This is a genomic window from Pseudomonas sp. NPDC079367, from assembly GCF_044542195.1.
Taxonomy (GTDB): Bacteria; Pseudomonadota; Gammaproteobacteria; order Pseudomonadales; family Pseudomonadaceae; genus Aquipseudomonas.
On record NZ_JBITTW010000034.1, the window covers coordinates 1 to 13,406 of the forward strand.

The 13,406-nt window shown below is 61.0% G+C and carries 14 protein-coding genes; 3 read left to right on the forward strand and 11 right to left on the reverse strand.

The window, feature by feature from the left end; genetic code table 11:
- From lipB to ACIGDJ_RS21540, 11 genes are all read right to left on the reverse strand, one after another.
- Window positions 1–551 (reverse strand): lipoyl(octanoyl) transferase LipB (gene lipB / locus ACIGDJ_RS21490; protein ID WP_397504615.1); only part of this gene is annotated, 551 nt, incomplete at its 3' end.
- Window positions 551–826 (reverse strand): DUF493 domain-containing protein, encoded by a 276-nt coding sequence (locus tag ACIGDJ_RS21495; RefSeq protein ID WP_093098020.1) that lies wholly within the window; start codon window positions 824–826, stop codon window positions 551–553. The genes ACIGDJ_RS21495 and lipB, both read right to left, overlap by 1 nt.
- 87 nt (window positions 827–913) lie before the next feature.
- Window positions 914–2,071, reverse strand: coding sequence for a D-alanyl-D-alanine carboxypeptidase family protein (locus tag ACIGDJ_RS21500; RefSeq protein WP_016773028.1), 1,158 nt, complete (start codon window positions 2,069–2,071; stop codon window positions 914–916).
- 187 nt (window positions 2,072–2,258) lie between these two features.
- The gene (locus tag ACIGDJ_RS21505; protein ID WP_397479093.1) at window positions 2,259–3,269 is read right to left on the reverse strand and encodes a septal ring lytic transglycosylase RlpA family protein; all 1,011 of its coding nucleotides are present in this window, start codon (window positions 3,267–3,269) and stop codon (window positions 2,259–2,261) included.
- Window positions 3,269–4,279, reverse strand: a complete 1,011-nt coding sequence (gene mltB / locus ACIGDJ_RS21510; protein WP_101160611.1) for a lytic murein transglycosylase B — start codon at window positions 4,277–4,279, stop codon at window positions 3,269–3,271. The genes ACIGDJ_RS21505 and mltB overlap by 1 nt, the downstream gene beginning before the upstream one ends.
- A 17-nt stretch (window positions 4,280–4,296) precedes the next feature.
- Entirely contained in the window at window positions 4,297–5,400 is a 1,104-nt protein-coding gene (rodA, locus tag ACIGDJ_RS21515) for a rod shape-determining protein RodA (RefSeq protein ID WP_042610663.1), read from the reverse strand.
- A gap of 31 nt (window positions 5,401–5,431) precedes the next feature.
- Window positions 5,432–7,327 (reverse strand): penicillin-binding protein 2, encoded by a 1,896-nt coding sequence (gene mrdA / locus ACIGDJ_RS21520; protein WP_397479094.1) that lies wholly within the window; start codon window positions 7,325–7,327, stop codon window positions 5,432–5,434.
- A 10-nt stretch (window positions 7,328–7,337) separates the two neighbouring features.
- Complete coding sequence (rlmH, locus tag ACIGDJ_RS21525) at window positions 7,338–7,805, reverse strand: 23S rRNA (pseudouridine(1915)-N(3))-methyltransferase RlmH (RefSeq protein WP_011063671.1); 468 nt, start codon at window positions 7,803–7,805, stop codon at window positions 7,338–7,340.
- A 9-nt stretch (window positions 7,806–7,814) separates the two neighbouring features.
- Entirely contained in the window at window positions 7,815–8,309 is a 495-nt protein-coding gene (rsfS, locus tag ACIGDJ_RS21530) for a ribosome silencing factor (RefSeq protein WP_016773024.1), read from the reverse strand.
- 72 nt (window positions 8,310–8,381) lie between these two features.
- Window positions 8,382–9,104, reverse strand: a complete 723-nt coding sequence (gene nadD / locus ACIGDJ_RS21535) for a nicotinate-nucleotide adenylyltransferase (protein ID WP_397504616.1) — start codon at window positions 9,102–9,104, stop codon at window positions 8,382–8,384.
- Window positions 9,073–10,344 carry a glutamate-5-semialdehyde dehydrogenase gene (locus tag ACIGDJ_RS21540; protein ID WP_397479097.1) on the reverse strand — a complete coding sequence of 424 codons (1,272 nt, stop codon included), beginning with the start codon at window positions 10,342–10,344 and terminating at the stop codon, window positions 9,073–9,075. Before ACIGDJ_RS21540 ends, nadD begins: the two co-directional genes overlap by 32 nt.
- 177 nt (window positions 10,345–10,521) lie before the next feature.
- Between ACIGDJ_RS21540 and ACIGDJ_RS21545 the strand changes: the two genes are divergently transcribed.
- From ACIGDJ_RS21545 to ACIGDJ_RS21555, 3 genes are all read left to right on the forward strand, one after another.
- On the forward strand, window positions 10,522–11,217 hold the full coding sequence (locus ACIGDJ_RS21545; protein ID WP_101160620.1) for a DNA-3-methyladenine glycosylase: 696 nt from the start codon (window positions 10,522–10,524) through the stop codon (window positions 11,215–11,217).
- 124 nt (window positions 11,218–11,341) lie between these two features.
- Entirely contained in the window at window positions 11,342–12,658 is a 1,317-nt protein-coding gene (locus ACIGDJ_RS21550; protein ID WP_397479098.1) for a bifunctional DedA family/phosphatase PAP2 family protein, read from the forward strand.
- Window positions 12,659–13,054: 396 nt separating this feature from the next.
- Entirely contained in the window at window positions 13,055–13,381 is a 327-nt protein-coding gene (locus ACIGDJ_RS21555; RefSeq protein ID WP_397479099.1) for a hypothetical protein, read from the forward strand.
- Window positions 13,382–13,406 lie beyond the last annotated feature (25 nt).

A 13,406-nucleotide genomic window follows, 5' to 3' on the forward strand; every position in this document is an offset into this window, starting at 1 on the left:
GATCCTGCGTGATCGCTCAGCTGGGTCATGGCCAGCCCGGCGTAGCCGCAGGGATTAATCCGTCGAAACGGTTCCAGGTTCATATCCACGTTCAGGGCCAGGCCATGAAAGGAACAACCGTGGCGAATGCGCAAACCCAGAGAAGCGATTTTCGCTCCGTCGACATAGACGCCGGGAGCATCCGGCTTGGCCGCGGCGGTGACGCCGTAGCTGGCCAGCAGTTCGATCAGGCAGGCTTCCATGCGGCTGACCAGGTCGCGCACGCCGAAACCCAGCTTGCGCACATCCAGCAACAGATAGGCCACCAGTTGCCCGGGGCCATGATAAGTCACTTGGCCGCCGCGATCGACCTGCACGACTGGAATATCTCCCGGCAGCAACAAGTGTTCGGCCTTGCCGGCCTGGCCCTGCGTGAACACCGGCGGGTGTTCGACGAGCCAGATTTCGTCGGCGGCAGCGTTGCCGCGTTCGTTGGTAAAGCGCTGCATGGCATGCCAGACCGGCTCGTAAGCCATCTGGCCCAGCTCGCGAAAGCCCAGCGTGCCGTGCATCACAGCACCATGTGCACGAAGCCGGTCGCCCGCAGTTCGCTGTTGATGTTGTACAGCTGATCCTGATCGGTGGCGACAATGTGCAGCTGGATGGTGGTGTACTTGCCGGTGCTGCTTTGACGTTCGTCGATGCGCTCATCATTGATGGTCGCGTGTTTCTTGACGATCTCGATGATCTGGTCTTTGCGGCCGACGCCCGTATCGCTGATCACCTTGACGGGATAATCCGTAACAGGGAATTCGATCTTTGGCGCCTTTACTTCGGTATCGGTCATGGCGTAACGGCCTCTAATAGCACAAGCCGTGGTAACGCACATGGCCCCGCTCCGGATCGGGGCGGGGCCATGCAGGTCAACACTGAATCAGTTGAACAAGCCGTAGAAGAATAGTCGGATGCTATCCCACATGCGGCGGAAGATACCACCCTCCTCGACGCCATCCAGAGCGATCAGGTCGGCGCTGTGCACCACCTTGTCTTCCAGTTTGACTTCGACTTTACCGATCACGTCGCCCTTGGCGATGGGTGCGACCAGTTGCGGGTTCATGGTCATGCTGGCAGCGAGCTTCTTCAGCTGGCCTTTTGGCAGAGTCATGGTCAGGTCTTGCGCCAGACCGGCCTTGACCTGGCTGGTGGTGCCTTTCCATACCGGCGCCTGCGCCAGTTCAGTGCCCTTCTGATAGAAGGTCTGGGTTTCGAAGAAGCGGAAACCGTAAGTCAGCAGCTTCTGGGTTTCAGCGGCACGGGCCACTTCGCTGTTCGTGCCGAACACTACAGCGATCAGGCGCTGGCCGTCACGTACCGCCGAGGACACCATGCAGTAGCCGGCTTCGTCGGTGTGGCCGGTTTTCAGACCGTCGACGGTCTTGTCGCGCCACAGCAGCAGGTTGCGGTTAGGCTGCTTGATGCCGTTCCAGAAGAACTCTTTCTGCGAGTAGATCGCGTAGTGAGCCGGGTCTTCGTGGATGATTGCGCGAGCAAGGATCGCCATGTCGTGAGCGGACGAATAGTGCTCAGGGTTCGGCAGACCGGTCGGGTTCATGAAATGGGTATTGGTCATGCCCAGTTCGGTGACGGTCTTGTTCATCAGGTCGGCGAAGGCGTCTTCGCTGCCGGCGATGTGCTCGGCCAGGGCGACGCTGGCGTCGTTACCGGACTGGATGATGATGCCGTGCAGCAGGTCGCTGACAGTCACCTGCGAGCCAACCTTGATGAACATCCGCGACCCGCCGGTGCGCCAGGCGTTTTCGCTGACGGTCACCGGGTCGTTTTCACCGATCTGGCCGCGACGGATTTCCAGGGTCGCGATGTACGCGGTCATCAGCTTGGTCAGGCTGGCCGGTGGCAGACGCTGGTCGCCGTTGTTTTCGACCAGCACGTTGCCGCTGCTCGCGTCCATCAGAACGTAGGCCTTGGCGGCCAGTTGTGGTGGCGACGGCATCATCTCGGCCGCGAAGGCGGCTGGCGAGAGGAGCAGCGGGACTAGCAGACACAGGCGTTTGGCAAAGGTGGTGATGTTCATCCGTCTCTCGAAATCGCTAATGGAAACTTGCCCGAAGGCAAAACTTATTCAGACAGCCTTCTAACGGGCCATCGCGTGTTCAGTTGCTCACTCCAGTCACCCTTGCCGGGCTTTTGTTCTTCGACGAGCCAACAACCTGGTTCACCCCCCGAATACCGCAAGTGAACCGTCAATCAAGGTCTACGTATTACTCGGTGACCACGCTGGGCGAACCCAGGTTGGCCAGACGCACACTGTTCTGCACCTGGGCGATCTCACCCGGCGAGCCGATCGGCCCCAGGCGTACCCGGTGCAGGGTCTGCTGATTGCGCACGATCGAGCTGATGAACACCGGCGCGCTCACCATCCCGCTGAGCTTCGACCTCAGCAACTCGGCAGCGTCCGGGTTGGCGAACGCGCCCACCTGCAGATACTGGCCAGACGCTGGTGCAGAAGCGTTTTTTTTTGCATCGATCTGCACGGGCACCACGGCCGCGGCATGTTGCTGCGGCGGCGGCGTCCATTGCTCGACGGTGCCGGCCGAAGCCGTAATCACTGGCGCGCTATTCTGCGCCACTTGCGGCTCGTTGAGCATCAGCGGCGCCGGACGCCCCTTGGCCGCCCACCACTGCTGCGGATCAATGCCTTCGACCTTGACCCGCGCGGTGCCGGTCTCGGCATAGCCGAGCTTCTTCGCCGCCGCGTAGGACAAGTCGATGATGCGATCGGAGTAGAACGGGCCACGGTCGTTGACGCGCAGGATCACCGTCTTGTTGTTGTCCAGGTTCGTCACCCGAACGTAACTTGGCAGTGGCAAAGTCTTGTGCGCGGCGCTCATGCCGTACAGGTCATACACTTCGCCGTTGGCGGTGTTCTGACCATGGAACTTGGTGCCATACCAGGACGCCGTACCTGAGGCCACGTAGGTCTTGGATTCCTGCAGCGGGAAATAAGTCTTGCCCAGCACGGTATACGGGTTGGCCTTGTACGGGCCGGTGTGCAGGGTCGGCGTCGCATCGGGGATGCGCGAGACATCGACATCCCACCATGGCGCGCCGTCTTTGTGCGCACGGTTGATGTCCAGGCCCGGTTTGGCGCGGACAGCGGTGGACGGGGTTTTCTGCGTCGGCGTGCGGCTGGTCGTGCAACTGGCGACCAGGACTGCCAACGCAGCGAAAGCCACCAGCTTCAGGGGTTTATTGTTAGGCAATGCCTGCATTACTTGACGCCCCGTGCTTGTACCAGCTGTTCAGACAGTTGATGTACGGCCATGGCGTACATCACGCTGCGGTTATAACGCGTGATCGCGTAGAAATTCTGCAGGCCCATCCAGTATTCAGGGCCGTTGTCGCCTTCGAGGCGAAATGCGGTAACCGGCATATCATCGCGCAGCGCATCATGACTTGACCAGCCCAGCGCCCGCAACTCTGCGACCGTCTTCACTGGTTCAATGCCGGTGGTCAGGCCTTCATCGACCTGCTCGCCGCGCACGTCGGCGCGGCTGACCACCGGTTCACCGGCGACCCAGCCATGACGCTTGAAATAGCTGGCGACACTGCCGATCGCATCGTCCGGGTTGTTCCAGATATTGATGTGGCCGTCACCGTCGAAGTCCACCGCGTAGGCGCGAAAGCTGCTCGGCATGAACTGCGGCAGGCCCATGGCCCCAGCGTATGAGCCTTTGAGGGTCAATGGGTCGACTTGCTCTTCACGCGCCAGCAGAAGGAACTCACGCAGTTCCTTGCGGAAAAAGTCGGCACGCGGAGGATAGTCGAAGCCGAGGGTCGATAGAGCATCGATCACCCGGAAATTTCCGGTATTACGTCCGAAAAAGGTCTCGACGCCGATGATCGACACGATGACTTGAGCCGGCACGCCATATTCCTGCTCGGCACGCGCCAGCGTCGCCTCGTGCTGGCGCCAGAAATCCACACCGCGAGCGATGCGCGCGTCGGTAATGAACATCGGACGATATTCGTTCCACTGTTTGACCCGTTCGGCGGGCTTGGAGATGGCGTCGAGGATCGACTGCTTGCGTTGCGCCTCGCGGAACACACCCATCAGTTGTTCACCGGCGAAACCATAGTCGCGGGTCATTTCACCGACGAATTCGGCCACCTGCGGCGAGCCTTCATAGTCGCCGGCCAGCGCTTCCTGCACGCCCCCCAGCAGGCCCATCAGGCCAACCAGCGGCGCGCATCGAGTCGCCCAGCCACGCATTACTTGCATTGCACTCTTCACCTTATTCAAACCTGTGCGATCCACTTGCGATGGGTATGGATCGACATCAAAACCCCAAACGCTGACAGCAGCGTCACCAGCGAAGTTCCTCCGTAGCTAATGAACGGCAACGGCACCCCTACGACCGGCAACAGGCCACTGACCATACCGATGTTGACGAAAACGTAAACAAAAAAAGTCATGGTCAACGCGCCAGCGAGCAATTTGCCAAACAGCGTTTGCGCCTGGGCGGTGATTACCAGCCCGCGACCGATCAACAACAAGTAGATCAGCAGCAGCGCGCAGATACCCACCAGACCGAACTCTTCGCCAAGCACGGCAATGATGAAATCGGTATGGCTTTCCGGGAGGAAGTCCAGGTGCGACTGGGTGCCAAGCAGCCAGCCTTTGCCGAATACGCCACCTGAACCGATGGCGGCTTTCGACTGGATGATGTTCCAGCCGGTACCCAGCGGATCGCTTTCCGGATCGAGGAAGGTCAGCACGCGCTGCTTCTGGTAGTCGTGCATGACGAAAAACCACATCGCTACCGACACCGGCACCGCCGCCGCCAGTACGCTGAGAATCCAGCGCCAGCGCAGGCCACCCATGAACAGGACGAAGGCGCCACCGGCGAGAATCAGCAGCGAGGTACCGAGGTCCGGCTGGCGCACGATCAGAATGAACGGCACGCCAATCAGCATCAGGCTGATGCCGACATGTTTGAGTTGCGGTGGCAAGGTGCGTTTGGACAGATACCAGGCGATGGTCGCCGGCATCAGGATCTTCATGAACTCCGAGGGCTGGAAGCGGATTACCCCGGGAATGTTGATCCAGCGCGTGGCGCCCATGGCGTTGTGGCCCATGATGTCGACGACGATCAGCAAGACCACGCCGATGACGTAACCGAGCGGTACCCAACGGGCCATGAACCGCGGCTCGAGCTGGGCGATGACAATCATCGCCACCAGGCCGATGCCGAACGACGTGGCCTGCTTGCCGAGCAGATCCCAGCTTTTGCCGCTGGCCGAATACAGCACGAACAGGCTGCCGGCGGCGAGGATCAGCAACAGGATCAACAGCGGGCCATCGATATGCAGCCTTTGCAGCAACGTCGCGCGGCGACGCATCACATCCTCGCTGGAGAGCATGCGATCGAAATTATTCATCACGGGCCGTGGCCTCCGCAGTGATAGGGCTGGCGTACTCGGTTTTCAGGTGGCCGTTCTGGTCGAGCAACCAGGCGTCCATGACCTGGCGCACCACGGGCGCGGCAACGCCGGAACCGGACTCACCGTTCTCGACCATCACCGAAACCACGATTTTCGGATCATCAGCCGGGGCGAAGCCGACGAACAGGGCGTGGTCGCGATGGCGCTCCTGGACCTTGGAACGGTCGTATTTTTCGCCCTGCTTGATCGCCACCACCTGCGCGGTACCGGATTTGCCGGCGATGCGGTATTGCGCGCCGATCGCCGCTTTGCGCGCGGTACCACGAGCACCGTGCATCACCTGCTGCATGCCGTGGTTGACCTTGTTCCAGTCGGACGGGTCACGCAGGACGATGTTCGGCATCGGGTTGTCATCCACCGGTTTCACCCCGTCGAGGGACTTGGCCAGATGCGGCCGGTTCCAGATGCCTTTGTTGGCCACCAGCGCAGTGGCCTGGGCCAGCTGCAGCGGCGTCGACTGCATGTAGCCCTGGCCGATCCCGAGAATCAGGGTCTCGCCGGGGAACCACGCCTGTTTGCGCGTTGCGCGTTTCCATTCGCGGGACGGCATCAGGCCCGGGGACTCTTCGAACATGTCCAGCGAAACCTTCTGGCCGATGCCGAACTTGTTCATGTAGGTCGACAGCCGATCAATGCCGAGCTTGTGCGCCAGGTCATAGAAGTAGGTGTCATTGGATCGCATGATCGCTGTGTCGAGGTCGACGAAGCCGTCACCGGTGCGGTTCCAGTTGCGGTACTTGTGATCGTAGTTGGGCAGCATGTAATAGCCCGGGTCGAATACCCGGCTGGATGCCGTGACCACGCCGGCGTCGAGACCGGCAATCGCCACCGCCGGCTTGATCGTCGAGCCCGGCGGGTACAGACCGCGCAACACGCGGTTGAACAGCGGCCGGTCAATGGAATCACGCAACTCGGCGTAAGCCTTGAAGCTGATCCCGGTGACGAACAGGTTGGGATCAAAACTCGGCTGACTGACCATCGCCAACACTTCGCCGGTTTTTGGATCGAGCGCCACCACCGCGCCACGCCGCCCGCCCAGCGCGGCCTCGGCGGCTTCCTGCAACTTGATGTCGAGGCTCAGGACGATGTCCTTGCCGGGAATCGGATCAGTGCGCTTGAGCACGCGCAATACGCGGCCCCGGGCGTTGGTCTCGACTTCTTCGTAACCGACCTGACCGTGCAATTCCGGCTCGTAGAAACGCTCGATACCGGTCTTGCCGATGTGATGGGTGCCGCTGTAATTGACCGGATCCAGCGACTTCAGCTCTTTCTCGTTGATCCGCCCCATATAGCCCACCGAGTGCGCAAAATGCGCGCCCTGCGGGTAATGCCGGACCAGTTGCGCAACCACTTCCACCCCGGGCAGGCGGAACTGGTTCACCGCAATCCGGGCGATCTGCTCTTCGGTCAGCTCGAACAGGATCGGCACCGGCTCGAACGGCCGGCGCCCCTGACGCATGCGCTTCTCGAAGATCACACGGTCCTCGGGCGTCATCTCCAGCACCTCGACGATGACGTCGAGCACCTGTTGCCAGTCGCCGGAGCGCTCGCGGGTCATGCTCAGGCTGAAGCTCGGCCGGTTGTCGGCCACGACCACGCCGTTGCGGTCGAAAATCAGCCCGCGCGTCGGCGGAATCGGCTGCACGTGGACGCGGTTGTTTTCCGACAGGGTCGAGTGGTACTCGTACTGGATAACCTGCAGGTAATACAGGCGCGCGATCAGCACACAGATCAGCGTCACGATCACGATCGCACCGAACACGACACGGCTGCGCACCAGACGGGCGTCCTTTTCGTGGTCCTTGATGCGGATCGGCTGAGACATGAGGGCAGGCTTACTTGTGGTAAGGGTGGCCGGACAACACGGTCCAGGCACGGTACAACTGTTCGCCGATCAGGATCCGCACCAGGGGGTGCGGCAAGGTCAGCGGCGACAACGACCAGCGCTGGTCAGCGCGGGCACAGACTTCCGGTGCCAGCCCTTCCGGGCCGCCCACCATGAAGTTGACCGTGCGCGAATCCAGGCGCCAGCGATCGAGTTCGACCGCCAGTTGCTCGGTGCTCCACGGCTTGCCGTGAACCTCCAGCGTGACGATCCGCTCGTTGTGCCCGACCTTGGCCAGCATGGCTTCGCCTTCCTGGCGGATGAAACGGGCCACGTCGGCATTCTTGCCACGGGTGTTGAGCGGAATTTCCACCAGTTCCAGCGCCAGTTCGGACGGAAGACGCTTGGCATATTCATGCCAGCCTTCTTCCACCCACTTGGGCATGCGTGAACCGACGGCGATCAGGCGCAGTCGCACAGCAATCCCTTAGAACTGGTCTTTGTTGAGCTTGGTGAAATGCTCGTGGGTGTTTTCCGGGCTGTGATGCTTGGCGTCGGCCGCACGGCTTTGCTCGGCACCGGCCCACAGACGCTCCAGGTCGTAGAACTGACGCGCCGAGGCGGTCATCATGTGCACGATTACCAGATCGAGGTCGAGCAGCACCCAGTCGCTGTCGCCCTTGCCTTCTTCGCCCAGCGGCTTGGCGCCCTGCTTTTTCACTTCCTCGCGGACCTTGTCCAGCATCGCGTTGATCTGGCGATTGGAGGTACCGGTGGCGATGATCATGTAGTCAGTGATGCTTTGCTTGTCGCGCACATCAATGATCTGGATGTCCTGGGCCTTGACGTCTTCCAGCGCAGCGACGGCAATCTTGACCAGTTCGTCGCCCTTGAGCGGCTCGTTGGTGTTGACGGCTTCCGGCAGTGGTGCGCTCTTGAACGTGCCTTTGCGCTTTACTTTCGGTAGATCTTTATCAGTCATATGAAACTCGTTTTGCTCATGTATTCGGCGGCTTGGGGATACGGTGATTCGTATCTGTGAAGCACGCCTTGTTCAGTTCGACGCACGGTACAGACCGTGCGCATCGATGTAGGCCAGGACCGCGTCGGGCACCAGGAAACGTACCGACTTACCGCTGGCCAGCCGTTGACGGATCGGGGTGGCGGAAACCGCGAGAGGTGTCTGCCAGACGAATGCAATCGGTCCGCTCGGCCCTTGCAGGGCCAGCGGGTCGCACACCGAACGCGCTGCCAGCAGGTTGCGCAAGGCCTCCGGCGGTGCGCTGTCGGCGTCCGGGCGCTGTAGCACCAGGATGTGGCAATGCTGGAGCAACTCTTCCCAGCGGTGCCAAGTGGGCAGGCCGCAAAATGCGTCCCAGCCCAAAAGCAGAAAAACCTGGGTCTCGGCGGGCATTTCTGCACGCAGCGACTCCAGGGTATCGATGGTCCAGGACGGTTTGTCCCGCTGCAACTCGCGGGCGTCCACTACCAGCGGCGGCAATCCGGCCACCGCGCACTCGACCATCGCCAGCCGATCCTGCGCTGCTACCTGCGGCGTACCACGATGCGGCGGCCGCGCGTTCGGCATCAGACGCAACTCGTCCAGCGCCAGCGCTTCGACAACTTCCAGCGCGCCACGCAAATGACCGATGTGCACCGGATCGAACGTACCTCCCAGCACGCCAATGCGTTGCGGGCGTGACTCGCTGCCGGTGTGCGGCGCTGTCAGGTCGAGGTCGGTCAAGTCAGACCGTCGCCTGGCCGCGCAACTGGCCATCGCCGACCACGATGTACTTCTCGCAGGTCAACCCTTCAAGCCCGACCGGGCCGCGGGCGTGCAGCTTATCAGTAGAAATGCCGATCTCGGCACCCAATCCGTATTCAAATCCATCGGCAAAGCAGGTCGGCGTGTTGATCATCACCGAGGCCGAGTCGACTTCCGCCACGAACCGCCGGGTGTCAGCGAGGTTTTCGCTGACGATCGAGTCGGTGTGATGCGAGCCGTAATGGTTGATGTGTTCGATCGCCTGTTCCAGACCGTCGACCACGCGGATCGAGAGGATCGCCGCCAGGTATTCGGTGTGCCAGTCGTCTTCGCTGGCCGCTACAGCCTCGATGATCGCCTGGGTACGCTCGCAACCGCGCAGTTCGACGCCTTTCTCGCGGAACTGCGCAGTCATCGAAGGCAGGAAATCCCTGGCAACAGCCTGATCGACCAGCAGGGTCTCCATCGCGCCGCAGATGCCATAACGGTAAGTCTTGGCGTTGAAGGCGATGCGCTGGGCTTTTGCCAGATCGGCGTGTGCGCTGACGTAAACGTGGCAGATGCCGTCCAGGTGCTTGATCACCGGCACGCGGGCATCGCGGCTGATGCGTTCGATCAGGCCACGGCCACCACGGGGGACGATGACGTCGACGTATTCCGGCATGCTGATCATCGCGCCGACAGCGGCACGATCAGTGGTTTCCACCACTTGCACCACCGCGGCGGGCAGGTCGGCCTCGGCCAGACCACGCTGAATGCACGCGGCAATCGCGCGATTGGAGTTAATCGCCTCGGAGCCACCGCGCAGGATGGTCGCGTTACCGGATTTCAGGCACAGGCTGGCGGCATCGATGGTCACGTTCGGCCGGGATTCGTAGATGATCCCGATGACGCCCAGCGGTACACGCATTTTGCCGACTTGAATCCCCGACGGACGGAAGCTCATGTCGCGGATCGCGCCGACCGGATCCGGCAACGCAGCGACCTGGCGCAGACCGACGATCATGCCGTCGATGCGTGCCGGTGTCAGTTCCAGACGTTCCAGCAGCGCCGGTTCCAGACCGCTGGCGCGCCCGGCAGCCAGATCCAGCTCGTTGGCTGCGGCCAGCTCGGCGCGAGCGGCGTCCAAGGCATTGGCGGCAGCCTGCAAGGCGCGGTTTTTCTGCGCGGTGCTGGCGCGACCGATGACCCGGGAGGCAGCGCGGGCGGCGCGACCCAATCGGGTCATGTAGTCAAGAACGGACTCAGTCATGGTCTGCTGGGGTCTTGGCAAAGAGGAAAGCGGCAGATTATAGCTGTCGCGTCCCGGGACTAACAGCGGTGACGGGCGGATGGTCGAAATGAGCTGCGTTTGGCCGTTGTTCAGACGTAATTAAGCTCAGCGTTGTTATCATCACGACCTCTTGAGCCTGGATAAACCTTGCCCATCATGACCAATGTGCCCCTTTGCCCCGAGTCCGCCCGCCTGCCCGTGGGCCTGCCGGACAGTTTTTTCGACCGCGACGCGCAGGTGCTGGCACAGGCTCTGCTCGGCAAAGTCATCCGGCACCGCGTCGGCGATCTGTGGCTGAGTGCGCGGATCATCGAGACCGAAGCGTATTACTTTGCGGAAAAAGGCAGCCATTCCTCACTGGGCTATACAGAAAAACGTAAGGCTTTGTTTCTGGATGGTGGGCACATCTATATGTACTACGCCCGTGGCGGCGATTCGCTGAATTTCAGCGCGCAGGGTCCGGGCAATGCGGTGCTGATCAAATCGGCCTATCCGTGGGTTGATGAAGTCAGCGGTCCGGCGAGTCTGGCGCAGATGCTGCTGAATAATCCCGATGCCCAGGGCCGGCCGCGTCCGACGCAAAAGTTGTGCGCCGGACAGACCTTGCTGTGCAAGGCGCTGGGTTTGAAAGTGCCGATGTGGGATGCCAAGCGTTTCGATCATGAATTGCTGCTGGTCGAAGATACGGGGCCGGCGCCCTCGCAGATCATTCAAACCACCCGGCTGGGCATTCCGCTGGGGCGCGATGAACACTTGATGTACCGCTTCGTTGACGCTGCGTATGCGCAATGGTGCACGCGGAACCCGCTGCGACGGGGCCAGGTCGAAGGCCGGGATTTTATTCTTCTGTAAACGCTTACCCCTGTAGGAGCTGCCGCAGGCTGCGATCTTTTGATTCTGCTTTAAAGAAACAAGATCAAAAGATCGTAGCCTGCGGCAGCTCCTACCGGAATCATCAATAGTCTGGAGTTTTTGTATGGGCCCATGGCTCGATAGCATCACCGGATGGCTCGGTGCCAATCCACAGTGGCTGGCCGCAGCGGTGTTCATCGTTGCGTGCGTGGAATGCCTGGCGATTGCCGGGCTGATCGTGCCGGGCACGGTGTTGCTGTTTGCCGTGGCGGTACTGGCCGGCAGCGGCGCCTTATCGTTAAGCGAGACGCTCCTGCTGGGCTTTCTCGGTGGCATCCTCGGCGACCTGATTTCATATTTCCTGGGCCGCCATTTTCACCAGAACATCCGACGCCTGCCCGGCCTGCGCCATCACCCGGAATGGATGGCAGGCGCCGAGTCGTATTTCCAGCGTTATGGCATCGCAAGTCTGCTGGTCGGGCGTTTCATCGGCCCGCTGCGACCCATGCTGCCGATGGTCGCCGGGATGTGCGACATGCCCTTTCCGCGTTTCTTCGCCGTCAGCGTGCTCGCTGCGGCCGGCTGGAGCCTGGCCTATCTGCTGCCGGGTTGGGCCACTGGCGCCGCGTTCCGCCTGCCATTGCCTGAAGGTTTCTGGCTGGAGGCCGGGATCGTCGCCGCCAGCCTCGCGGTGATGGTCGGCCTGAGCGTCAACAGCAGCGTGCGTCGCCATCGTCGCGCGACGATCTGGATCGGCGGCATGAGCCTGTTGATCCTGATCGGTCTGTTCATCGGTTACCCGTATCTTACGGCGCTCGACAACGGCGTGATGACCCTGGTACAGGAACATCGCCAGCCAGCGCTGGACGAAATCGCCGTGACGCTGACCCTGATCGGCGAATTTCGCAACATGTTGCTGTTCAGCGCCCTGCTCGTCGTACTGCTGCTGTTGTGCAAGCAGTGGCGCCAGGCGATGTTCGCCGGTGCCACCATGCTGATCACAGCCATGGCCAATACCGGGACCAAATACTTCTTCGCCCGAGTGCGCCCCGAAGTACTCAGTGATCCACTGACCACTTACAGCATGCCCAGCGGCCACGCTTCTGGCGCGTTTGCCTTGTTCCTGACGCTGGGCGTGCTCGCCGGTCGCGGCCAGCCGCCACGCATGCGCCTGACCTGGCTGCTGATCGCTTGCATCCCGGCGCTCTCTATCGCCTTGTCGCGGGTCTATCTGGGGGCGCACTGGCCAACCGATATCCTTGCCGGCGCCATGCTTGCCAGTTGCGTTTGCGCCGCGATGCTATGGCTGAGCCAGCGCCAGACGTCCCTCAACCCAATGCCGTTCAAGATCTGGTGGCTGATCCTGCCATCGATGATTGCCTTGTTCGGCTTCTTCGTACTGCGCCATCTTCCGCATACGCTGCTGCGTTACGCTTATTGATTGAAACGGCACAAGCGTTATTTTCTCGCACTGCTCTTTTCGGAAACTTCCGACAAGGGCAGCGCGATTAACTTATTCGAGTTTTCCAATTGCTCGTAAGTTTTCGCGCGTCAGCTCAGTAACTTTCCCACCTGTAAGCATCCGAAAAAACCGGGTTACACAATTCAATCCTTCGCACTGCCATAAACAACTCCCAACTAAAGAAAAAGCATTAGATTGACCCACCTAACTCAATAACTTCGATCATCAAAACACTTCAATTAACCATGCTTTGGAGTTTGTGGCTGTGTTGCTGATCCATCACCCGAGTCATTCATGAGCCCAAAGCTGCCACGCAAACCAGCCGCCACCCTACGACCACCCGCACCCCTCAAAGTGGTCCCCCATGAAGAAAACATGCTGTTCAACTGGGCAGCCCGCGAAACGCCCCCGACCCAGTTCCCCTCCGACGACTTCAAAGGGCTGATTTCGGTCACCCGCAGTGGATTGCCGGCCGAGCGCATCTGGCTGTTCAATTCAGTACCGACCAAAGCCGCCCGCATCGATGACATCGCCGGGCAGGCCGGCGACCGCGCCGAACGGATCGAAGCCGCCACTCGCGCCGGCCATGCCAATGTCTGGGAATACGACAGCTTGATCGACAGTGCCGAAGCGGCAGCCAATTCGATCGTCAGCCTTTCCGGCAACCGCAACGAATTCGTCTACGACGTTACCTGGCCGTGAGTACGCAACGGCCTGCACTGAAGCC